General features: G+C 71.4%; 21 protein-coding genes. 8 read left to right on the forward strand and 13 right to left on the reverse strand.

Annotated elements, in window-relative coordinates; all coding sequences use genetic code 11:
- Positions 1-70 precede the first annotated feature (70 nt).
- The 5 genes from ACGF5U_RS25375 to ACGF5U_RS25395 all read right to left on the reverse strand — a co-directional run bounded on the left by ACGF5U_RS25375 (position 71) and on the right by ACGF5U_RS25395 (position 4566).
- Positions 71-1549, reverse strand: coding sequence for a sugar transferase (locus tag ACGF5U_RS25375; RefSeq protein WP_392713467.1), 1479 nt, complete (start codon positions 1547-1549; stop codon positions 71-73).
- 497 nt (positions 1550-2046) lie between these two features.
- Positions 2047-2376: a sulfurtransferase TusA family protein gene (locus ACGF5U_RS25380; RefSeq protein WP_392713468.1), complete on the reverse strand. Its 330-nt coding sequence runs from the start codon at positions 2374-2376 to the stop codon at positions 2047-2049.
- Complete coding sequence (locus ACGF5U_RS25385) at positions 2373-3050, reverse strand: ArsR/SmtB family transcription factor (RefSeq protein ID WP_392713470.1); 678 nt, start codon at positions 3048-3050, stop codon at positions 2373-2375. Before ACGF5U_RS25385 ends, ACGF5U_RS25380 begins: the two co-directional genes overlap by 4 nt.
- Before the next feature lie 174 nt (positions 3051-3224).
- On the reverse strand, positions 3225-4154 hold the full coding sequence (locus ACGF5U_RS25390) for a M56 family metallopeptidase (RefSeq protein WP_392713472.1): 930 nt from the start codon (positions 4152-4154) through the stop codon (positions 3225-3227).
- A 7-nt stretch (positions 4155-4161) separates the two neighbouring features.
- On the reverse strand, positions 4162-4566 hold the full coding sequence (locus ACGF5U_RS25395) for a BlaI/MecI/CopY family transcriptional regulator (RefSeq protein ID WP_392713474.1): 405 nt from the start codon (positions 4564-4566) through the stop codon (positions 4162-4164).
- Positions 4567-4999: 433 nt separating this feature from the next.
- Here ACGF5U_RS25395 and ACGF5U_RS25400 point away from each other — a divergent pair, with 433 nt between their 5' ends.
- The 7 genes from ACGF5U_RS25400 (at position 5000) to ACGF5U_RS25430 (ending at position 10983) form a co-directional block, all read left to right on the forward strand.
- Entirely contained in the window at positions 5000-5221 is a 222-nt protein-coding gene (locus tag ACGF5U_RS25400) for a hypothetical protein (protein ID WP_392713475.1), read from the forward strand.
- Between the two features lie 121 nt (positions 5222-5342).
- Positions 5343-6374, forward strand: coding sequence for a sporulation protein (locus ACGF5U_RS25405; protein WP_392713476.1), 1032 nt, complete (start codon positions 5343-5345; stop codon positions 6372-6374).
- Between the two features lie 83 nt (positions 6375-6457).
- Positions 6458-6913, forward strand: a complete 456-nt coding sequence (locus tag ACGF5U_RS25410; protein WP_392713477.1) for a tellurite resistance TerB family protein — start codon at positions 6458-6460, stop codon at positions 6911-6913.
- Between the two features lie 24 nt (positions 6914-6937).
- Positions 6938-7201, forward strand: coding sequence for a GlsB/YeaQ/YmgE family stress response membrane protein (locus ACGF5U_RS25415; RefSeq protein WP_392713478.1), 264 nt, complete (start codon positions 6938-6940; stop codon positions 7199-7201).
- 165 nt (positions 7202-7366) lie between these two features.
- On the forward strand, positions 7367-7813 hold the full coding sequence (locus tag ACGF5U_RS25420; RefSeq protein ID WP_392713479.1) for a hypothetical protein: 447 nt from the start codon (positions 7367-7369) through the stop codon (positions 7811-7813).
- 87 nt (positions 7814-7900) lie between these two features.
- A complete protein-coding gene (locus ACGF5U_RS25425; RefSeq protein ID WP_392713730.1) occupies positions 7901-8566 on the forward strand; it encodes an ABC transporter ATP-binding protein in 666 nt (221 codons plus the stop codon).
- Complete coding sequence (locus tag ACGF5U_RS25430) at positions 8563-10983, forward strand: FtsX-like permease family protein (RefSeq protein ID WP_392713480.1); 2421 nt, start codon at positions 8563-8565, stop codon at positions 10981-10983. Before ACGF5U_RS25425 ends, ACGF5U_RS25430 begins: the two co-directional genes overlap by 4 nt.
- 125 nt (positions 10984-11108) lie before the next feature.
- Here ACGF5U_RS25430 and ACGF5U_RS25435 read toward each other — a convergent pair whose 3' ends face one another.
- The 6 genes from ACGF5U_RS25435 to ACGF5U_RS25460 form a co-directional block, all read right to left on the reverse strand.
- Positions 11109-13103 carry an anthranilate synthase family protein gene (locus tag ACGF5U_RS25435; protein ID WP_392713482.1) on the reverse strand — a complete coding sequence of 665 codons (1995 nt, stop codon included), beginning with the start codon at positions 13101-13103 and terminating at the stop codon, positions 11109-11111.
- A complete protein-coding gene (locus ACGF5U_RS25440) occupies positions 13100-13783 on the reverse strand; it encodes an isochorismatase family protein (protein ID WP_392713484.1) in 684 nt (227 codons plus the stop codon). The genes ACGF5U_RS25435 and ACGF5U_RS25440 overlap by 4 nt, the downstream gene beginning before the upstream one ends.
- A 163-nt stretch (positions 13784-13946) precedes the next feature.
- Positions 13947-15149 carry a 3-deoxy-7-phosphoheptulonate synthase gene (locus ACGF5U_RS25445; RefSeq protein ID WP_392713485.1) on the reverse strand — a complete coding sequence of 401 codons (1203 nt, stop codon included), beginning with the start codon at positions 15147-15149 and terminating at the stop codon, positions 13947-13949.
- A gap of 648 nt (positions 15150-15797) precedes the next feature.
- Positions 15798-16991, reverse strand: coding sequence for an IS701 family transposase (locus tag ACGF5U_RS25450; RefSeq protein WP_392713487.1), 1194 nt, complete (start codon positions 16989-16991; stop codon positions 15798-15800).
- A gap of 154 nt (positions 16992-17145) precedes the next feature.
- Positions 17146-18369 carry an IS701 family transposase gene (locus ACGF5U_RS25455; RefSeq protein ID WP_392713488.1) on the reverse strand — a complete coding sequence of 408 codons (1224 nt, stop codon included), beginning with the start codon at positions 18367-18369 and terminating at the stop codon, positions 17146-17148.
- Positions 18370-18567: 198 nt separating this feature from the next.
- Complete coding sequence (locus ACGF5U_RS25460; protein ID WP_392713489.1) at positions 18568-19221, reverse strand: ScbR family autoregulator-binding transcription factor; 654 nt, start codon at positions 19219-19221, stop codon at positions 18568-18570.
- Between the two features lie 186 nt (positions 19222-19407).
- Between ACGF5U_RS25460 and ACGF5U_RS25465 the strand changes: the two genes are divergently transcribed.
- Positions 19408-20310: a ScbA/BarX family gamma-butyrolactone biosynthesis protein gene (locus tag ACGF5U_RS25465; RefSeq protein ID WP_392713491.1), complete on the forward strand. Its 903-nt coding sequence runs from the start codon at positions 19408-19410 to the stop codon at positions 20308-20310.
- A gap of 36 nt (positions 20311-20346) precedes the next feature.
- Here ACGF5U_RS25465 and ACGF5U_RS25470 read toward each other — a convergent pair whose 3' ends face one another.
- Positions 20347-21111, reverse strand: a complete 765-nt coding sequence (locus tag ACGF5U_RS25470) for an SDR family NAD(P)-dependent oxidoreductase (RefSeq protein ID WP_392713492.1) — start codon at positions 21109-21111, stop codon at positions 20347-20349.
- Positions 21112-21301: 190 nt separating this feature from the next.
- A complete protein-coding gene (locus ACGF5U_RS25475; protein WP_392713732.1) occupies positions 21302-22684 on the reverse strand; it encodes an MFS transporter in 1383 nt (460 codons plus the stop codon).
- Between the last annotated feature and the right edge of the window lie 119 nt (positions 22685-22803).

Raw genomic sequence — 22803 nt, forward strand, 5'->3', positions numbered from 1 at the left:
CCACCAGGCAGGCCCTCCCGGCCCGCGGTCCCCGCGCCGGCGCGACCGTCGAGTCGCCGACCCCCGCGCATCAGTAGGCCCCCTGCCCGTGCAGCACCGCACGCAGCGTCTTCCACAAGATCACTGTGTCCAGGGCGAGCGACCAGTCCTCCACGTACCGCAGGTCCAGCCGGACCGCCTCCTCCCATGACAGGTCGCTGCGTCCGCTGATCTGCCACAGACCGGTGAGTCCGGGCTTGACCAGCAGCCGCCGCCGGATGTCCGGGCCGTACGCGGCGGACTCCTCCGGCAACGGGGGCCGAGGGCCGACCAGCGACATCGATCCGGTGAGCACGTTGAAGAGCTGCGGAAGCTCGTCGATCGAGTACCGGCGCAGCACCGCTCCCACCCGGGTCACCCGCGGATCCCGGCGGAGCTTGAACAGCAGCCCCGCGCCCTCGTCGCGGTCGGCCAGCTCGGCGCGTGCCGCGTGGGCTCCGGCGACCATGGTGCGGAACTTGAGGATGGTGAACTCGCGGCCGTCCTTGCCGACCCTGCGCTGGCGGTAGAACGCCCCGCCCCGGCTGTCCGCCAGCACGAGCAGCCCGACGCACACCATCAGCGGCGCGAACAGCACCAGCAGGACCGCCGCGCCCAGCCGGTCGACGACCCCTTTGACCGCCCGGCGGCCCCCGGTGAAGGCCGGCATGCTGACCCGCAGCAGCGGGATCCCGAGCACCGCGTCGACGTGCAGCCGAGGGCCGGCCACCTCCATCAGCACGGGGGCCACGACCATCTCGGCGTCACTGCCCTCCAGGTTCCACGCCAGCCGCTGCAGCCGGTCCGGTGACCAGTGCGGGTCCGGTGTGATCGCGACGACACGGTAGCCGTCCCTGCGGACGTGGCCCGCGACGTCCGCCAGGCGGCCGACGACCGGCACTCCGTCCAGTCGGTCACCGTCGAGCCCCAGGCCGTCCGGTGTGCACACCGCCTCCACCCGCCAGCCGAGGTGCGGGAACTTGCGTGTCCGGGTGATCAGGTCGCGTACGGTGACCGGGCTCCCGGCGGCGAGCACCGGTCTCAGGCACCGTCCCTCCTTCCGCTGCTTGTGCAGCCAGAGGCGGAGCAGATACCGCGTGGTCATCGTGACGAGCGCGATAGCGGGGATCGCGACGAAGATCCAGAGTTTGATATTGCGCGAGGTGAGCGCGATTCCGCCGAGGGCCAGTACGACGGTCGCCGTGAACAGTGAGCGCCCGAGCCGGCGGAATTCCTCCGCGCCCTGGCCGAGAACGGCCGGAGCCCACGACCTGCTCACCGCGAGAGCCCCCAGCACCAGCAACTCGGTGCCGAATGCGAGAATTCCCCACTTCTCATGCCAGTCGGCCGCGTCCCTGACCCCGAAGAAGTTGCCGATCGCCGCCACCACGAAGGCGGTGGCCACGGTGTCGCTCATGATCACGGTACGGCGGTACCGCTGTTCCCAGTCGGTCGCGGGCCGGCTGATCGCCCCGTTCGCCAGACGCCCGCGTGCCGACGGGAACGGGTCGACTAATTCCCCTTGCTGCACAGGACCCCCCCAGGTCACCAGTGGTACGACGTGGTCGCCTCACACTGCTTCTCCCCCGGGAGGCACCCCCGCCTCCCGCGCCGCGCTGTTCCTCCCCGCAGGAGGCCCCCGCCCCTCCGCGCATGACGTCCCGGCTGGTTCAGCGCCCGCCGGGACCTCGGATGCTCCCCGCACCCAGGCCCTCATGCGGGCTCGCCGTATCGATACCCCGACGGCTATCGGCGGGGACGGGACTACCGGCTCTTCGTAGCGCTGGATCTGTAGATCATCAAAGGTCGCTTCGTACCCGAACAGCCGAAGCACGGTCAATCTAGAGCATCGGGGGTCGGTATGTAGAGGGGATGTGTGGAATTTGTGCTCGATCTTTGCGGCCGGATTCTGTGATCCTTGATCACCTTTGATCGGCGAACCGTGGAGGGCCTTCTGTGGCACCCAGTTCGGCAGCGATTTTCCGCAGGGCGGGCCTGATCAGGACCGTTTCTTTTCGGTCGTGGAGGCTATTTCTCGGCGGTGTGCCATGGTGCGTCGGGCCGGGTGGCGCGGGAGCCGGCGGCGACGCGGAGCGCGTACACCGGGCGGCCCGCCGCGCTGGACGCGGGGCCGAGGTATGCGTGACCGGTCATATGGCACCAGGCCGGCAGGTCGAGCGGTGCCGCCGGGTCGGTGGCGATCACATGGACGACGGTGCCCGGCGCGACGCCGTCGATCTCCTTGCGCAGGCGGAGCAGGAGGGTGACGCAGAGCAGGCCGGTGCCGTCGACGACCAGGGGGGATGCCTCGCTCGGGGTGCTCGGGGTGCTCGGCCGGAGCGCGGTGTCGTCGGTCACGCTGCCCGCCCGTCTCGCACGGGCAGGGCGGCCAGGCGCCATTCGAGCATGCCGTCGTTGAGCCGGATCGCTCGCCGTCCGTGTTCCGCCAGCAGCCGTACGGCGTCGTGGGCGAGCACGCAGTACTCGCCCCGGCAGTAGACGACGACCTCGGTCTCCTCGGGCAGCTCGCCGACACGGCCGGCCAGTTCCGCGACGGGGATCGAGAGCGCGCCGGGGATGTGACCGGCGACGTACTCCTCCACCGGCCGCACGTCCAGCACCACCACGTCGCCGGACCCCATCCGGGCCAGCAGTTCCTCGCGGGTGACCTCGGCGGCGCCGTCCTCGCCCAGGTAGGCGTCCCGGGCCGCCGGGACAGCCGACTGGTGACGGTCGGCGACCTTGCGCAGCAACGCGAACAACGCGGCGACGTCGTCCCCGGCGAGCCGGTAGTGGACCCGGACGCCCGCACGGCGGGTGGCGACGAAACCCGCCTGCTTGAGCGTCTGCAGATGAGCCGACGCGGTCGTCAGGTTCAGCCCCGCGGCCTTCGCCAGCGCGTCCACCGTGCGCTCGCCCTGCGCCAGCAGATCGAGCAGCTCCAGGCGCTTTCCGCTGGCCAGTGCCTTTCCGCTGGCCGCGAACGCGTCGTAGAGCGCGGCCTTCGCGCGGCTCGGGGTGGTATCCCGCATCGCTTCCTCCAGATATCCATGGATTACTGTAGTCGACATCGGAGGTGGCGGCCCTCCGCCCGCGTGGACCACCGGACGCGGGAAGGCGTCGCGCGCCAGGGCAGGCGACCCGCCGGTGACGGGGGCGGTCGCGACGGGACGTGCCGGATTCCGTATCGCCGCGGGCCCGCCCCGTCACAGCGGGGTGGCCGCCTTCAGGACGAAGAACAGGGTCACCGCCGCGTTCGCCGAGGACAGCGCCGAGACGGTGGCGCCCGCAGCCGCGGCCCACGCGGCCATGCCGACCGCGGTGAACACCGGAGGCCAGCTCCGGGACGAGGGAGCCGGGCGCAGCAGGGCGGCGACCCGGCGGGGGACCGGCCCTGGGACGGCGAAGCCCGCGAGGGTCGTGGCGGGCGCTCCCCGGGACACCAGCGCGGTCTTGCCGATCGCGCGCGCCACGGTCCTGCGGCTGCCCACCCGCGCGGCCGCGTCTTCGTCGGCCCACCGCTCGGTGGTGTAGGTCACCGCGGTGCGCAGGGGCCGCAGGAACGGGTTCGCGCGGGACGCGAGCAGGGCGGCCAGCAGGAACCGGTGGTGACGGCCCGCCAGGTGAGCCCGTTCATGGGCGAACACGGCGCGGCGCTCGGCGCTGGTCAGCCCGTTGAGCAGCCCCGTGGTGACGACCACCCGGTCGCGCCTGCCGGGCAGCGCGTACGCGTACGGCGTGTCGTCCGTGAGTACGGCGACCGGCCGGTCCGGCAGATCCGCGAGGGCCTTGCCCGCCCGGATCCGCACGCGGTGGTGGTGCCAGGACGTCCTGGCGCAGGAGGCGAGAACCGCGATCAGGGCGGGGATGGCGACCCTGCCCGCGATCTCGTCGTACGGAAGAGCCGCCCGCACCTCCGGGTCCGACCAGCCGTCCGGCAGCGGGTTGCCGGGCAGTTGGGCCGTGCCGACCACCATGAGCAGTGCGAGGCACAAGGTGCTGCACACGGCGAGCACGGCCGCGACGACGGTCAGCAGCCAGGTGGCGGCACGTGGGTGCAGGTGCTGTTCGGCGAGCCGGGCTATCGGCCAGGCGGTCAGGGGCAGGACGAGGGGGAGGAAGACGAAGACACCCATGCGGTCCTCAGCTTTCGTCCTCGTCCGCCGTCTGGGCCAACAGGTCGCGCAGGAGTCGCTCGTCGCCCGGGGACAGGGCCGTCACGAAGCTGGCGAGTACCGCCTCGCGATCCGACTCCGCGTCCAGGACGCGTCGCATCCGCAGCGCGGCCAGCCCGGCCTCGTTCGCGACCGGCGTCCACCGGAAGGAGCGGCCCGCCCGTTCGCGGGCGACCACCCCCTTGGCGTGCAGCCTGGTCAGGATGGTGACCACGGTCGTGTACGCCAGGTCGTCGCCGAGGCGTTCTTGCACGTACGTGGCGGTGACCGGCTCCCCGGCGTCCCACAGGACCGTCAGGACCTGGCTCTCCAGTTCACCCTGGCCACGGCGGCGGGACGGCTGCCCGGCACCGCCCCGATTCCGCACTGCCATGCCGTCGACCTCCCGCCTCTGGGCCCCGCCGGTTCACTTCCGCGGGGCGGTACATCGTACGGAATCCCGCGCGGAACCCGTACACGCGCGCCCCCATGGTGTCGTCGAGCGGGGGTGTCGAGGACGGCCTTGGTGACCGGGTGCGGCGCGGTGTGCGGGAACGGCCGGGTGCGGTCGGCCGCGCCGAGGGCGTCCCCCGGTTGTTCCTCCCGCTCCGCCGTCATCCGGGGGTGAGGCGCCGCAGCCGTGCGCCGTTCGTTCACGCTCTGGTCGCCCACACGAGCCCTTCGCACACCCTATGCTTCTACATGTATGTAGATTCTCATTGGTTACGGCACGTCAGCAACGTGAGGGAAACGCCCTGTTGTCCGGGGCGGATCTCCCGCGCGGCGCCGTGCCGCAGCCGATCCGACACTCTCCTGGGAGGGCCTTCGTGGCTTCGATCGATCTGAGCAAGGTGCTGGACAAGGCGTGGGCGGACAAGAGCCTGCCGGAGATACTCGCCGCGCCCGTGGGTGCGCTGAAGGGCGTCTCCGGCAAGGACGGTGAGCTCCTGGACCAGGCGTTCGGCGTCAAGACGGTGGCCGACCTGGCCGACCTCAAGTACGTGCGCTGGGCCCAGGCGCTGGCCGCGCTCGACGCCGCGTCGAAGTAGCCGTTCCGTCGCCACCCGTCCCGCCCCGCGCGGGCCGGGTGGCGACGCCTTCCTCTCCGTACGACAAGCCCGTACGTCAACTCCGTACGGCACAGCCCGATATGAAGGAGTGAACGCCACGATGGTGTTCAAGCGACTGCTCGGGGCGGTCGGCATCGGCGGCCCCTCGGTGGACACGGTCCTCACGCCCGGGGTGGTCCGGCCCGGTGGCAGCCTCACCGGCGAAGTGCGCCTCCAGGGCGGCAAGGCCGACTTCGAGATCGAGCACATCACCCTGGAACTCGTGGCCCGCGTCGAGGCCGAGCACGACGGCGGGGAGTCCGAAGGGGTCGTCGCCTTCGAGCGGTTCACCGTCGCCGGCGGCTTCCGCCTCGTCGAGGGTGAGCGGCGCTCCATCCCGTTCAGCGTGAACCTGCCGTGGGAGACCCCGGTCAACGAGCTGTACGGGCAGTCCCTCGGCGTCGTCCTGGGCGTCCGCACGGAGCTCGGTGTGGCGGGCGCGAAGGACAAGGGCGACCTCGACCCGCTCACCGTCGGGCCGCTGCCCGTCCAGGAGGCGGTCCTGGAGGCGTTCGGGCAGCTCGGCTTCGGCTTCACGTCCGCCGACCTGGAGTACGGGCGCATCGGCGGCACGGGCCAGCGGCTGCCGTTCTACCAGGAGATCGAGATGACCCCGGCGCCCCGGTACGCGCACCAGGTCGAAGAGATCGAGGTCACCTTCCTGGCCGGCCCGAGCGGTATGGAGGTCGTCCTGGAGGCCGACAGGCGCGGCGGCCTCCTCTCCGGCGGCCATGACGCGCTGACCCGCTTCACCGTGGGCCACCAGGATGTCGCGCACACCGACTGGAACACCACCGTCGAGGGCTGGGTGCGCGCCCTCGTCGAGGGCCGCGGATCGCACGGCGGGTACGGCGCGACGCACGGTCACGGCGACCCGTACGCCGGCAAGGACGGCCACCACGGTCACGGCGGCCACCCGGGCGGTCACGGGCACTCCCGGCCGGGCGTGGGTACCGCCGTCGCGGCCGGTGCCGCCGGGCTGGCGGTCGGCGTCGCGGGCGGCCTGATCGCGGCGGAAGTCGTCGACGAGGTCGGCGACTTCCTCGAGGGCGACGAGGGTGACGAGGGCGAGGACGAAGGCGACGAGGGATGACCCTGCTATCTTCTACATTGCTGTAGAAGATAGCGGCCGGGGGCGGCTGCTCCGCCCCCGGCCACCGCCGCGAAGGAGTTCTCATGGCCCTGTGGGACCGTCTCAAGGAGTCCGCGTCGACGATGCAGACCCAGCTCATGGCGAAGAAGAACGAGCTGACCAGCGGTGCCTTCCGCGACGCCTCGATGGCGATGTGCGCGCTGGTCGCCGCCGCCGACGGCCATGTCGACCCCAGCGAGCGGCAGCGTGTCGCCCAGCTCATCGCCAGCAACGACGTCTTGCGCAACTTTCCCGCCGACGACCTCCACCGCCGCTTCGAGGGCAACCTCGACAAGCTGACGGCCGACTTCGCCCTCGGCAAGGTCAGCGTCCTGCAGGAGATCGCCAAAGCGAAGAAGAAGCCCGCGGAGGCCCGCGCCGTCATCCAGATCGGCATCGTCATCGGCGGCGCCGACGGCGACTTCGACAAGGACGAGCAGGCCGCCGTACGCGAGGCCTGCTACACCCTCGACCTGCCGCCGCACGAGTTCGATCTGTAAGTCCCCGCGAGAAAGGGTACGGACATGGAGATCTCCGGCATCGTGACCGCCGTCGTCTTCGGTGCGGTCATCGGCGCGCTGGGACGGCTCGTCCTCCCGGGACGGCAGAACATCGGCTGGCTGTGGACCGTCGCCGTCGGCATCGGCGCCGCCCTCGTCGGCAGCGGTATCGCCGCCGCGCTCGGCGTCGCCGACACCAAGGGTGTCGACTGGATCGAATGGGCCATCCAGATCGGCCTCGCGGCGCTGGGTGTGACGGCGCTGGAACGCTACCGGTCACGCCCCTGACGCGCCGAGGCGTCGCGGTGCGGGCCGGATCTGATGGCGCGTCAAGCGCCGTCGTCCGACCCGGGTTCCGCCTCGGTGGTTGAACTTCGAAGAATCCCCCCGAATGGGGCTGATGTCTCAACTTCGCACGCCCGTGCTACCTTTCACTCCGGCCTTGATCAGCACGTGACCAACAAGGCCGACAAAAAACGGGAGAACATAGTGCGTAAGTTGGGAACCGGCCTGCTTGTGGCCGGCCTCTTTGTCGCTGGTGCCGGAACCTCCGTGGCCGCCTCGTGGCACAGCATTCCGAAGCTCACGACCAGTGGCGCGGAATTCCATTCCGGCAAGTACACCTTCTGGCCCGCCGGTCAGAACCACGGTGCGTTCCAGTGGTCCGGCACCCTCAAGGACGCCGATCACCGCGACGGCCACAACGTCTACATGCAGGTCAAGGTCGAGGGCTACGGCTGGAGCCGGTACAACGGCAAGCAGAAGGAATCGGTCTCCCTCAGCAAGCTGAACTGGGACGGCGCCGCCCGCTACACCAACAACGCGTACATTCGCGTGTGCCGGGACAAGGGCTCCTTCAACCCGGACAACTGCTCGCCGACCAAGCACTACAGGCGGTAGAGAAGCGCATAGGCAAGACCCGGGCCCAGGTGCGGGCAGCACCTGGGCCCCCTCGCTTCCTGGGGGAATTCCATCAGTACGCCAGAAATTCTGTCCGCCACAGGAGTCGACCTCTCCTACGGCACACAGAAAGCCGTCAGAGACGCACACCTTTCCGTCGCCCGCGGTGAAGTCGTCGCCATCACCGGGCAGAGCGGCTCGGGTAAATCCTCCCTGCTGTACTGCCTGGCGGGCGTACTGCCCGCGACGAGGGGCCAGATACGGTTCGAGGGCAGACAGCTCGGCAAGCTCAGCGACGACGAGATCAGCACGCTCCGCCGCGAGCGCTTCGGATTCGTCTTCCAGTACGGCGAGTTGCTGCCCGAGCTGACCATCGAGGAGAACACCGCCCTGCCCCTGCGGCTGGCGGGGCAGCGCAAGGGGCCGGCCTTCGCCGCCGCGGCGGAGGTGCTGGACCGGCTGGGCGTCGGGGAACTCCGCAAGCGACGTCCGGCGCAGGTCTCAGGCGGCCAGAGCCAGCGCGTCGCCGTCGCGCGGGCGCTCGTCCACAGTCCTGCGGTCGTCTTCGCCGACGAACCGACGGGATCGCTGGACAGTGCCAACGCCGAAGCCGTTCTCCGGGAGTTCCTCGGCCTGGCGCGGTCGCGGGGCACCGCCGTCATCCTCGTCACGCACGACACGGCCGTGGCCGCACAGGCGGACACCCACTACACGATGACCGACGGCGTGCTCGCCCCGAAGGGGGCGGCGTGAGGGAGTTCCTGCTCGGTCTGCGCCTGCTGCTCGGCGCCGGCCGTGGCAACCGTGTCCGGTTCCTGCTGATGGCGGCCGGTGGCTCCATCGGTGTGTGCTGCCTCGCGCTCGTCCTCACCATCCCGTCGATCCTGGACGCCCACGACGGCCGGGCAGCGGCCCGCGAACCCCGCACCACGTCCGCGTCCTCCGCCGACGGCACCCTGGTGCTCCAGCGCTCCGACCCCTACGGGTCACGGGCCTTCACCCGGGTGTTCATCGCCACGGGGCCGGGCGGAACCCAGGACCCGCCGCCCGGCCTCGGTGAACTGCCGCAGCCCGGAGAGGTGTTCGTCTCGCCCCGCGTCCGCGACCTCCTGAGCGACGGCGCCGGGATCGAGAGCCTGCTGCCGGGACAGGAGGCGGGCACCATCGGGGCGGCCGGACTGGCCCACCCGGACGAGCTGTTCGCGTACATCGGCACCACACACGACGAGATCGCCGACGAAGGCCGGGTGCTCCAGGGCTTCGGCTACGGCTATGCGCCGTTCCCCGCCGTCGAGCCCTCCACGCTCACCAACCTGCGGTTCGCGCTCGGCACCCTCGTCCTGCTGCCGCTGGGCATCTTCCTGTCCGTGTGCGCCCGGCTCTCGGCCGCGAGCCGCACCCGCCGCCTTGCCTCACTGCGCCTGCTCGGCCTGAGCACCAAGGGCACCCAACGGGTCAACGCCGCGGAGACGGTCGTCGCGGCGCTCCTGGGAGCCCTCCTCGGCCTCGGCGAATACTGGCTGCTCAACCAGGTGATGGCACGGACGGGGCTGCCCAGCCTACGGTGGTACCCGGCGGACGGCGCCCTGTCGTGGACGACCATCGCCATCTGTCTGATCGGCTGCCCGGCCCTCGCCTGGCTCGTCGGCCGGGCCGGCGCCAGGGACGCGGCCGCCAACCCCCTGGCGGTACGGCGCACGGCCGTGCCACGACCGCCATCGAAGTGGGGTGGCCTGGTGCTCGTCGCCGGCCTCGGCATCGTCTGCGGCTACTGCGCCACCGAACTGGCCGGACGTCCCGCGTCGAACCTCGGTCTCAACGCGCCGGTCATCCTCGCCGGCGTCCTCATGACCGGGATCGGGCTGGTCCTGACCCTGCCGCTGATCTCCCACACCCTGGCGCGCTGGATCGCGCGGTCCACGGAGTCCGTCACGCTCAACCTGGCCATGCGCCGCAACGAGGTGGAGCCGGGCAGCACCATGCGCGTGGTCACCGGACTCGTGCTGCTCGTCTACGCGGCGTCGCTGGCGCAGGGTGTCCTGATCCAACTGGCGCAGGTCACCCGCCCGTCCAGCCCGGTGCAGGACTACTCGATCTCGCTGACCGGCATCACCGAACGGCAGCAGCACGCCATCGGGGACGTACCCGGGGTCAGGGCCCACGCCCTGACGATGGAGTCGTGGGTGGATCTCGACCGGCCCGAGGCGGCCGTCCAGCCCCAGGCCACCGCTCTCGTCGCCACCTGTGCCCAACTGGCGCAGATGGTGCGGCGCGCCGACGGATGCGTCGACGGCAGGGTGATGCGGCTGTACGACCCCAACGTGGGGGGAGACCCCGGTGTGGAGCCGGGCGTGTCCTTCCCCTACCGGCTGACGGGCACGCCTCACGAGGGTGTGTCGCGGGGGAAGGCAGAGAAGGCAGAGAAGGCAGAGAAGGCAGAGAAGGCAGAGAAGGCAGAGAAGGCAGAGAAGGCAGAGAAGGCAGAGAAGGGCGAGAAGGGCGAGAAGGCAGAGGGGAAGGGAGGCAAGACCCTGACCATCACGCTGCCGTCCGAGCAGATCGTGTTCAGCTCCTTCTCCGCGTCCGTGGTGATCCCGGCGGACGTCCTCGTCCCGCCGTCCATGCTGCCCCCGGGCAGCCGTCCGGACTCGGCACGGCTCGTGCTCACCAGCGACTCGGAACCCGCCCAGGTACGGAAGGTGCTCGACGGCATCGGGGCCGTCGCCCCGACCGCCGAGATCGATCCCGTCGGCGTGAACATCCAGGGCCTCCAGCAGATCTCCGTCATCGAGACGCTGCTGGCGCTCGGCATGGTGATGGGGATGGTCATCGGGGTCGCGGCCTTCCTGGTGTCCGCCACCGACCGGGCCGTCGAGCGTCGCGCGCAGGTGACCGCCGTGACGCTGATCGGCGCACGGGCACGGACCCTGAGGGCCGTGCAGTGCGTACAGGTCGTCCTGCCCCTGAGTATCGGCCTCCTCCTGTCCCTGGTGCTGGGCAAGCTCGCCGAGTCCAGCTACCTGATCACCGGGGGAGGCGAGGTCGCCTGGGACTTCGCGGGCATCCCTCTGCTCGCGGCCTCGGCGGCCGGGGTGGTGGCGGTGGCCGTCGTGGGCACACTGCCGCTGGTGGGCCGGCGGATCGACCCGGAACTGATCCGCCGGGACTGACGGCCCGGCCCTCCCGGGTGCCCCTGCGCATCGCCCCGGTGGCCCCGGTCCCCGGGGCGATGACGTCGTGAGGGCGAGAAGCCCCGCATCGCGGGACTTCTCGCCCTCGGTCGCTCTGCCGCGGCTCACCTCGCGGGTGCCGGCACGCCCCCTCCGTGCACTCCGAGGACCTCGGACAGGAGAGCGCCGACGAGGTGTACGCCGTTCTCCGTCAGGATCGACTCCGCGTGGAACTGCATCGAGGCGAAGTGCGGGCCGCGCAGGGCGTGGACCTCACCGGTGTCGGTTTCCCGGCTGACCTCCACCAGGCCCACGCCCGCGCACTCGGCCTTGTCCTCGGCACTGTGGGCCGCGAACGTGTTGTAGAAGCCGACCCGCTCGCGGTCGCCGAAGAAGTCGATCTCGCGCTGTACGCCCTGGTTGGGGACGTCCCTGCGGATCAGGGGGAAGCCGAGGCGTGTGCTGAGCACCTGGTGGCTGAGGCAGACGGCGAGGAACGGCCGGCGTTCGGCGAGCAGCGTGCCGATGGTGGACCGCAGGTGCGCGATCTTGGGGTGACGCGTCTCGCGGGGGTCCCCCGGGCCGGGGCCCATGACGACGAGGTCGTGACCGTCCAGGGCGTACGGCTCGTCGAAGCGCCGGACCGTCACCGACAGTCCGAGCGAACGGAGTTGGTGGTCGATCATGGAGGTGAAGGTGTCCTCGGCGTCCACGACCAGCACCCGTCGACCCGCCAGGGCCGGTTCCGGCCGGACCCGTGCCGCGTCATCGGCCAGCCAGAAACCGGCGAGCGTCGTGTTGCGCCGTGCCAGGGCGGCCAGGACCCGCGGGTGGTCGGCGAAGCGGTCCGGCTCCTCCGCGACCGCCCGTACGGGACCTCCGGTGGGGCCGTCCGCCTCGAGGGCCGCGAGGAGCCCGGCCGCCTTCGCCCGGGTCTCGGCGACCTCCGACACGGGATCGGAGTGCCGTACGAGCGTGGCGCCCACCCCGATGCGCACCCGGCCCCGGCCGTCGATGTCGGCGGTACGGATGAGGATGGACGAGTCCAGGGCGTGTCCGCCCTGTTCGTCGCGGCCGATCAGGGCGACCACGCCGCTGTAGTAGCCACGGCCCTCCGGCTCGTACCGGTGGATCACCCGGCACGCGCTCTCCAGCGGGCTCCCGGTGACCGTCGGGGCGAACATCGCCTCGCGGAGGATCTCGCGCGGGTCGCGGGTGCTGTGCCCCTCGATGAAGTACTCGGTGTGCGCGAGCCGCGCCATCTCCTTGAGGTACGGGCCCACGACCCGGCCGCCCGCGTCGCAGATCCGGGCCATCATCTTGAGCTCTTCGTCGACGACCATGTACAGCTCGTCGGCTTCCTTGCGGTCGGCGAGGAACTCCATGACGTCGGGCAGCGACGGCCCGGACGGCGGGTAGCGGTAGGTGCCGCTGATGGGGTTCATCACGGCCCTGCCGCCGGAGAGGCTGATGTGGCGCTCCGGAGTGGCACCCACGAACGTCCGGTCGCCGGTGTGGACGAGGAACGTCCAGTAGGCGCCCGACTCCCCGCGTAACAGTCGCCGGAAGAACGACAGCGCGCTGTGCGGCGTGCAGTCCGTGATGTCGGCGACGAACGAGCGCTTGATGACGAAGTTCGCGCCTTCCCCTTCGCCGATCTCGTCGGCGATGACCCGGCGAACCGTCTCGGCGTAGGTGTCGTCGTCCACGTCGAAGCGGCCGTCGGACAGGGCGATCGGTACGTCGGGCAGCCGCCGCAGCGCCTCCGTCACCGGCAGCACGCCCTGCCCGGTGACCGTCATCGCGATCAGGGGCTCGCCGTCGTCGGCGCCGGCGAAGCCGCGCTCGGCGATCTGCCGGTACGGCACCAGAGCCAGTACCTCGTGGCGGGCGCCGCCGTCGCGCGGCGCCCCCTCGGGTGCGCCGGGTGCGTCGGGTGCGTCGGGTACGGGGAGCTCCGCCAGGGTCGCAGGCGTCGACACCTCGCCGACCAGGACCTCCAGCGTCTCCCGGCCCGTCGCCTCCGGGCGGTGCAGCAGGGCGAAGGCGGGCGGACGCGGTGCCAGCACCCGGTCGAACAGGTCCCAGGCCGTCGTGGCCGCCTCCCCGGTGCCGGTCATGCCCCCACCTCGCGTGCGCCGGATCCCGCCATGGCGGCGGTGCCGGACGCGTCGAGGCCGGCGAGGACGGTGTCCGTCGTGCCGACCACGGCGCAGCGCAGCGCCGCGTACTCCACGGCCATCCGGTGGTGCTCCTCGGAGAAGTCGGCGACGGCGTCCGCCACCAGGAACGGCTGGATGTCGAGCGTGAACGCCTCCACCGCGCTCATCAGCACACCCACGTGGGCGTACACACCGCAGACGACGAGCTGGTCGCGACCGCGCTCACGCATCCATTCGTGCAGACCGGACCGGAAGAAGGCGCTGTAGCGCCACTTCGTGAACACCGCGTCGTCCGGCCCCGGGGCCAGCGGCTCGACCACCTGCCGGTCCTCGGGGGACACGCGCATGCCCGGCCCCCAGAAGTCCTTGAGCAGACCGCGCTGTTCGTCCGTCATGCCACCGGGCTGCGCCGTGTAGGCCACGGGCATGCCCGCCGCGACGCTGCGTTCGCGCAGCAGGGCCGCGTTCCGTACGAGCGGGTCGCGGACCGCCGGGGGGAACGGGCGCAGGAAGTAGCGCTGCATGTCGTGTACGAGCAGCACCGCGCGGTCCGGGTCCACGGTCCACCGGGCGGTGTTGCCGGGCAGCTCGTCCGCCGACGGCAGCGGGTACGGCTCGATGGGGGGTATGCCCGCCATGACTGTCCTCTCCTGGGTCGCATCGCTGTTGTGGCCGCAAGGCCGGGGGCCATGGCCGGGCCGGGGCCGGGCCGGGGCCGGTGTACGCGGTCGACGCGGGGCCGACCGGTCGCCGACGCCGACGCCGACGCCGAACGTCGGCGCTGACGCTGCCGCTGTGCCGTCAGGCGGCGGCCGCGCGCACCGTCCGGCCGGTCACCCACCAGGCCGAGACCACGGAGAGGGCCTGGCCGGGGTTGAGCCGCGGGTCGCAGAAGCTCGTGTACCGGGTTCCGACCTGGTCGATCTCCGGTCTCCCCTGGACGCATTCGGTGACGTCGCCGGGCGTCGTCTCGAGGTGGAGCCCGCCGGCGACGCCGCCCGCCGCGCCGACCGCGTGCTGGAACTCCGCGACCTCGCGGGTCACCGTCTCCAGGAGACGGGTCTTGAGGCCGTCCGGAGTGCTGACGGTGTTGCCGTGCATGGGGTCGGTGAGCCAGATCACCGGATGCCCGGCGGCGCGGACGGCGTCGGCGAGTACGGGCAGCCGCTCGGCCACCGCGTCGGCGCCCATACGGGCGATGAGCGTGAGCCTGCCCGGCTGACGCGCGGGGTCGAGCCGTTCGCAGAGCGCCAGCAGCTCGTCGACCGTCATACGCGGGCCGACCTTGCAGGCCACCGGGTTCACGACGGCGGCGAGCAGGGCGACATGCGCGCCGTCGATCTGCCGGGTCCGCTCGCCGATCCACGGCCAGTGCGTGGAGGCGAGCAGCAGCCGCCCCTGCTCGTCCCGGCGCAGCATGGGCAGCTCGTAGTCGAGGAGCAGGGCCTCGTGACTCGTCCAGACGGGCGCGCCGATACGCGTCCGCCCGCGGGGGTTCCGCCAGCCCAGATGGCCCATGACGTCGTACGCGGCCTGATAGCCCGCCAACAGCCGCTCCGGATCCGGGCGCCTGAGCTCGGGATCGGCCTCCGGGCTGTTGACCATATGGCCGCGGTAGACCGGGAGTTCGAGGTCGCCCACCCGCTCGGTCGGCATGGAGCGGGGCTTGCCGAACTGGCCGGCCAGGCGGCCGACGCGTACCACCGGCTTGCCCGTGTCCATCTGCAGCGCGCCGGCGAGCATGTTCAGCAGCCCGGCCTTCCGCGCCACATACCCCGGGGTGCACTCGGCCGGGTCCTCGGCGCAGTCGCCCGCCTGCACCACATGGGCCTCGCCCGCGGCGACCCGCGCGAGCATGGACCGCAGGGTGTCCACGTCGTCGCCGGCCACGAGGGCGGGACGGGTCGAGAGCTCCTTCCGTACCTGCAGAACGTGTGCGGCGTCTTCCCAGGGTGGCTGCTGCAGCGCCTCCGCATGTCCAAGGTCGAGCAGAGCGTCGTCCACTGATTTCTCCAATCGCGAAGGGACGTGCGTCGGGAACAGCCGCACCCGCCGTGAGGTGAAGGGGCATGCGAAGAGGTCCGCCCCCGCGTCCGGGCAGGCCGGAACGGAACAGGAGCGTCAAGGGCGGCGAGAGATGTCGAGAGGGCCGAGAGGTGTCGAGAGGCGTCGAGAGGCCGCAAGGTGTCGAGAGGGCCGCAAGGGGCGAGAGGGGGCGAGAGGGATCGCGAGAAGGGCGAGAGGAAGGGCGAGAGGAAGGGCGAGAGAGGTGAGAGCGAGCGCGAGAAGGCGAAAGGGGCACGAGAGCGGTGCGAGAGGGGCGCGAGGGCGAGAGCCTGCGGGCCCCGTGGCGATTCAGATCATGTTATGGAACGCACATGCCGCCAACACCTGCCACCGCACTCCGTCAGGTGACGCGCACTCCGTCAGGTGGAGGGTGTTCCGTCAGGTGGCACGCAGTCCGTCAAGTGACCGCCGGTCCGTCAAATAGCGGTCGATTCCGCACGTGACGGTCGGTTCACCGGACAGCGGTCGGCTCGTCACGTGGCCATGCCGGTTCGTTCACGGGGCGGTCGGTCCATCGTGTGGCGGACGGTGCGTCACTCGCCGCGGCTCCCCGGTGAGTGAGGGGAACCGCGGCGCGTCGTCGGTTCATCGGCCCTGACCGGCCAGGGCGACGACCGCGTGAGCGGCCGATGCCAGGGTGACGTGCCGGTGCCATCCGTCGAAGGAGCGCCCGGTGAAGTCCCGTATGCCCACCGGGACCGCGATGTCCGTGAAGTCCCGTGCGACCTTGTCCGTGAGCCTGCTCAGCCGCACCAGGGAGGCCGGCGGCGTGGTGGTCAGATTGGTCAGCCACAGCCCGGCGGGCCAAGAACCGCCCTCGTCGCCGATGCCCATCAGCACCGGCGGTTCGCCGCGCCCGGTGGGCTGCGTGCCCGGGGCGGGCAGACCCACGCGGACGGTGGCGGCCCAGTGCCGGGGTCGTGCGGCGGCGGGGCCGTGGTCCCTCGCCAGCACCGGCCGCCGTAGGTCCTTGGCCATGCTCATGATCTGCTGCGCGGTGAGCGGTCTGCCGCCACCGGCCGGGAGGGCCGGGTCCGCCACGGTGAGCCGGACGTCGCCGTCGACCTTCACGAGGAGCGGTACGCCGGCGCCGCTGAGCCTGTCGAAGATCGTCACCGCGTGGGCCTCGCAGGCGTCGATCACCACCGGACGGACCGGCAGCTGCCACCTCGTCGTGGTGTCGAGGCAGGCCTCGACGACGCACTCGCTCAGGGTCTCCGCGCCCACTCCGTCCGGGATCGCCACCTGACTGCGTCTGAGATCGTCCTTGAGCCAGGCGTGCGGCAGATGCAGGCGCCAGTTGACCGGGGTGCTCAGGTCGCCCGATGCCGCCCAGACGCCGATGGCCCGCTGTGCGTTCAGCACTTGGCCCAAGGTGGGGAAGAAGTGCTTGTCCACCCCGACCGAGTGCCGGCCGGTCTTGGGGATGATCATCGGCTGTACCACCCAGGCCTGCGGCGGCGCCATGGCGGTCACATGGTTGGCGAGTGCCCGGCGAATGGGGACCCAGTCCCAGGTGGAACCGGAGATGAAGTGGTGGAGGTTCTGCTCGGAGACCTGGTCGCCCAAGAGGGCCGCGATGTTCCGTATGGACTTGCGGCCCTGCGTCTCCAGCAGCCCGCGCACGTACTGCATGCCCTTTCTGCACTGATCGCTGCGGGAGAGCGAGGTGAAGAGTATGGAGGAGAGTTCGGCGAGTACGGCGTCGTGGTAGCTGGACTGGAAGGGGGTGTGGACCCCTCGTGCCTCATGCGCGGGACGCTGGTCGAGGTTGAGCATGGGTTCTCCTAACTCCTGCCAGGACCGAAGCTGTTGCCAGGGCCCGATGCACCCGAGTCGTGCCTTTGGCCCTGTTCACGACAGTAAGGAGCACGGGGTGGCGCAGCTCTTGTACGGTGAGTGAGAGTGTCAAGTTACCGGACGGTAGTCCCTTTTATGTGGCCGACGTCACCGGAATGCCGGACGCTCCCTCGACAGGACGTGGCGGGCCGCCCTCCATCGTCCGGAGGGCAGCCACCAGGTGGGCGACGGACGCCAGGGTGATGTGGCGGTGCCAGCCGGGGAACGACCGCCCCGCGAAGTCCCGCACCCCCACGCCGTCGGAGATCGCGGCGAAGTCCCGTACGACGACGCCGGGCAGTCGGCTGAGCCGCAGGGCGCAGCCGACGGACGGGGCGTCGCCGCCGGTGAGCCACAGCCGGCGAGGCCGCCCGAGGCGCTCCAGGGCGCGTTCCCCGGGGCACCACTCGGCAAGGAGGAGCATCCTGTCGTTCCGTGACGGCGGGGCCAGTACGGGGATCGCCACCGCGGTCGTGGGGCCGTCGCCGGGGTTCACCTGCCGCCGAAGGCGGGGGAGGGACTCGACCAGTTCCCCGGCCGCACGGTGCCGGTCGCCGTACCTGGGCAGTTCCGACCGGTCGAGCCGCAGCGCTGCCGCCGGGTTCACCCGTACGACGAACGGCAGCCCCGTCGAGGAGAGGAAGCGGGCGATCGACGGGCCGTCCGCGTCCGGGACGTCCACCACCACCGGCAGGCGCAACGCGTCCCCCATCCCGAGCACGTTGCCGACCGCCGCGCGCACGCACTCCTCGACGGAGCCGCACGCCGCGTCGGCGGGAACGCCCGCACGCGCCCGTAGCGGATCGGCCATCCAGCGCTCGGGCAGCCTCAGTTGCCAGTCGACGGGCACGGCGGCGCGACCGGACGCCAGCCATGAGCCCACCGCGTGCTGGGCGTTGACGGTGCCCAGCGGTGTGGGCTGCGGGTCCACGCCGACGGAGTGGGCGCCCGCCTTGGGGATGAGGGTGGGCCGGATCACCCAGGCGTCCGGGGCCAGCGCCTGCCGCGCGTGCCTGGCCAGCGCGTGCCGTATCGGCATCCAGTCCCAGGGGGACGTGCTGATGAAGTGGTGCACGCTCTGCTGCGCGGCCGCCGCGTCGAACTGCGTCGCGATGCTCCGTAACGTCTTCCGGCCCGGTACGGACAGCAGGCCGTGGACGTACTGCCGCGCCTTGAGCCGCTGCCCGCTGCGCTGCAGGGAGTCGAACAGCAGCCGGCCGAGCTCCGCGTCCAGGCGGGCCGTCGGTGGGAGCGACCCCTTCGTCGCCGGGGCGGGGGACCCGGTCGTCGCGCCCGCGTGTTCGCCAAGGTGTCGCATCGTCGGTCCCTCTGTGACCCGCCGCTCCGGCCGGGCACAGGAGGCACCGGCCACACCGGTGCCGCCCACCCCCGACCCCAAAAAACAGGACTGACGTCCTTTTTCTTTATACAGGGCTCGTGGAGGAGGCGGCCGCAGCATTCGAGCCACGTGCGGCGCGCGGCGTCCGGGGGTCGGGCAGATGGCCTCGGGGCGGCGTCACGCAGGCCGGGAGGTGTCCCCGGGGTTCCGGGCGGCGGCCAGGAGGCGCTCGGCCCGATAGGGGGACGTGTCGAGTTTCGCCAGCACGCCGACACCGGCGATGTTGGGCAGGATCAGCTCGAAGAAGCACGACACCTCTCTGGACAGGTCCCCGTCCGGGAGGGTCTCGGTGATCAGCTGTATCCCGGTCCACGCCCCCACGAGCAGCCGCGCCGTCTCCAGCGGCTGGACGTGGACGAGCAGTTCGCCACGCTCCTTGGCCTCGGTGAGCATCTCCTCGCCCACACTGATCCAGTCAGGCCAGCGCGTACCGAAGAGACCGCGCGCCTTGACGTCGACGGACAGCCGGATCGAGGCGCTGAGCAACGGCTCCCTGGGCAGGCGATGAGCGAGGAGCAGCGCGAGGTCCACCCATTCCTGCAGCTTGAACGCCTGTGGGCGGAGTCCTTCCATGGTCACCGCCTCGTCGAGCACGGCCCGCGCGAGCTGCTCCTTGGACGTGAAGTGGAAGTACAGGCCGCCGCGGGTCAGCCCGGTCCGTTCGATGAGGCCCCCGATCGTGGTGGCGTCGTACCCGAGTTCGTCGAACATCTCGGCCGCCGTCTCGAGGATGATCCTGCGGGTCTGGATCGCCCGTTCCTGTCTCGCCACCTCGTGCCTCCCCCAGCACTCTCCCGTACTTTTCCGTGCTCTCCGGCACTCTTCCGTGCCCCTCCGCGCGTGCGCGCGACCCGAACTGACCTTGACTCAAAACCGACCGGAGGGTCGGTACTTTATCAGCCACACTTGAGGTCAGTACGCCGCACAGCCCAGACGGACCCTTGGGGGGGACCACCCGTGCACGACGTCGCTCTCGTACCGCCTTCGTCCATACCGTCGCCGACACCGCTCGGCGCCTACACCCACCTGCAGCACGATGAGTTCCTCCTCGTCACGGGCTGGCAGCGGGCCACCGACCGGGACTTCACCTTCCGGGTCACCTGGCCGGCCGTCCAGGGAGACCTGGCCTACGACCCCCGCCTCCTGGCGCAGACCGTCAGACAGACGGGACTGGTCGTCGCCCACGCCGAGTACGGCGTGCCGCTGACCCATCAGACGATGCTGAGCACCCTCGGCTTCACGATCTCCCCCGGGCTCCGCCTGCCCCGCGACCGGCCGTCGGCCCTGGACGTCCAGGTCACCGTGGCGGAGGCCGGCAGCGGCCGACGCGCCAACGGTTCGCTGCGCATGGACTTCCACGTCCTGCTGGGCGGGGCCACGGTGGCCCGCGCGGAGGCGGCGTTCGGCTGGATCTCACCGGGGGCCTACCGGCGGGTGCGCGGCGATCGCGTCGACGTGGACTGGGGGGCCTGGCCGCTGCCGGAGGCCATCGGCGCGGAGCACGTCGGCCGGGCGTCCGCCGCCGACGTGGTCCTCGCCGCCGGTGACCGGCCGGGGCGCTGGCTGCTGCGCAACGACACGGGCAACCGCCTGCTGTTCGACCACCCCGTGGACCACGTCCCGGGACTGGCCCTGCTGGAGGCCGCCCACCAGGCGGCGCACGCCCTGCCGGCTCCTGCACCCCTCGTGCCGTCCGGTATCGCCGCCGCCTACCAGCGCTACGTCGAGTTCGACCGGCCGTGCTGGATCGAGGCCGCGTCGCTGCCGGCGGCCGCCCCCGGCGAGCGCCTGGTCCGGGTCACCGGGACGCAGGACGGGCAACCGGCCTTCACCGTCGACTTCACCGGCCCGGGGAACTGAGGCCCGCGGCGGCCGACCGGCGGCCCCGGTGGCTGCTCAGCGGTTGACGAAGCCGCCGTCCACCGGCAGTACCGTGCCGGTCAGGAACGGGCAGCGGTCGCTGAGCAGCCAGGCGGCGGCCGCCGCGATCTCGTCCGGTTCCGCCGTACGCCCCTGGGGGGTCAGCGAGTTGGCCAGCTCCTCGATTCCCGGGTTGCGGGCGAACCAGTCGGTGGTGATCTCGCTGCGCGTGGTGCCGGGCGCCACCGCGTTGACGCGGATGCCCTGCCGGGCGTACTCGTCGGCGGCGGCCCTGGTGAAGCCGATCACCGCGTGCTTCGAGGCGATGTACGGAGCGGCGGTGGGAATGGCCACCAGGCCGCCGACGCTGCTGTTGTTGACGATGGAGCCCCCGCCGTGGTCCAGCATGGCGGCTATCTCGTACCGCAGGCAGTTGAAGACGCCACGGACGTTGGTGTCCATGATGGTGTCGTAGACGTCGTCGGTCATCAGGTGCAGCGGCGTGCGGTCACCGCCGATCCCGGCGTTGTTGAACGCGGCGTCCAGCCGTCCGTACGCGGCCACGGCGAAGTCCACGGCCCTGGCGGCGTCTTCGGCGACCGACACGTCGCCCACCACGTAGGAGGCCCGCGCCCCCTTGTCCCTGAGCCCGGCGGTCAGGGCGGCCAGCCTGTCCGCGCGGCGAGCGGTGAGGACCACGGCGGCGCCCTCCTGGGCGAACACGCGGGCCGCTGCCGCGCCGATACCGCTGCTGGCTCCCGTGACGAGGACGACTTTGCCGGTGAGGAGATCGTTTCCCATGGGCGGAGTCTCGCAGGTGAGCGTGGCCCGCAGGCGTGTCCCGGCCACGAGCGGCGCCCCTCGCCCCCTCGCGTCGGTGCCGGTCCGGCGGGGTCCCGCCGGACCGGACGCCTGCGGCCCTGTGGCCGGCCACCGGTGACGGTGGCGGACCGCAGGGCCGCAGGGGTTGCCGGCCACAGGGCCGCGGAGGTCACTTGGCGGCTTCCTCCCGGGGCACCCAGCGCAGGGCGAGTACCCCGAGCGCCAGTGACAGGACACTGGCGACGGCGATCGCCACGTGCATGCCGGAGAGGAAGGCGTCCTTGGCCTGGGCGATGGTGGCGGCCGAGAGGTCCGGCTTGTCCAGCGTCTCGTCCAGCGTCCCCGCGACATCGGGTCCGAGGAGCCGGAAGCACAGGGCGGCGAGGGAGCCGAGCAGAGAGATCCCGAGCGCGTTGCCGAGTTCGTTGCTCGTCTCGGCGATCGACGCGGCCGAGCCGGCACGCTCCGGCGGCACGGCCGCGACGGCGGTCTCCGCCACGAGGCTGAAGGAGAAGCCGTAGCCGATGCCCGCGACGACGGTCGAGGCGATGAACGCCGCCACGCCGCCGGTCACGCTGGTCAGGAGCAGAAGGAGGAGGCCGACGCCCATGAAGAAGTGCGAGGCGATGAGCGCCGCCCGCTTCCCGATGCGCTCGACGATCCCGTTGACCCCGATGCAGGCCGCCGTGAGCACGACCGCGCCCGGCAGCGCCAGCAGCGCGGCGGACAGCACGCTGAAGCCGAGGACCGACTGGAGGTACACGCCGCTGAGGTAGCCCGCCGCCGCCCACGCCACGAGCGAGAGGACGCCGGTGAGGATGGCGACGGTGAAGACCCGGTCGCGGAAGAGCCTGAGGTCGAGCAGCGGGTGTTCGAGCGTGAGCTGCCTGCGGACGAACCACCACAGAATGGCGATGCCGACGAGTCCGGTGACGGCCTGGGGCAACGAGAAGCCCTCGGCCGCGGCCGTCTTGACCGAGTACACGGCCAGCAGGATGCCGACGGCGGACAGCCCGACGCTCAGGGCGTCGACGCGACCCGGGTTCGGTTCCCGCACCTCTCGCAGAAGCGTGGGCGCGAAAGCGAGGAACAGCACGACGACCGGGATGTTGATCAGGAATACGGAACCCCATGCGAAACGGCTGAGCAGCAGACCGCCGATGATCGGGCCCGCCGCGAAGCCGGCCGCGAACGTCGCCGCGAAAATGCCGATCGCCTGGGCGCGCTGCTTGGGATTGTGGAAGAGGTTGCCGATGATCGCCAGGCCCGACGGAAGAAGCGTCGCACCGCCGAGACCCATGAGCGCACGGCACGCGATCAGTACTTCCGGGCTCGGTGAGAACGCGGCTCCCACCGATCCGATGCCGAAGACGACCGCCCCGCTGAGAAGGAACTTGAGCCTGCCGTAGCGGTCACCGAGATTGCCGAACGCGATGAGCAGTGACGACACCACGAAGCCGTAGATATCGAGGATCCACAGGGCCTGGTCGGTGCTGGGGGTGATCGCGGAGGTAATGCTCGGCATCGCCAGATAGAGGACGGAGCCGTCCATCGCGACGAGTGCGACGGGGCCGAGCACGATGACGAGGCCCAGCCACGCACGCCGGTCGGCACGCTCCGCGACTAAGTCGAGGGAGGTCACGGGGGCAACCTTTCAGGAGAGGGTGCGGG

The sequence above is a fragment of the Streptomyces sp. NPDC047886 genome, assembly GCF_043204435.1.
Taxonomy (GTDB): Bacteria; Actinomycetota; Actinomycetes; order Streptomycetales; family Streptomycetaceae; genus Streptomyces.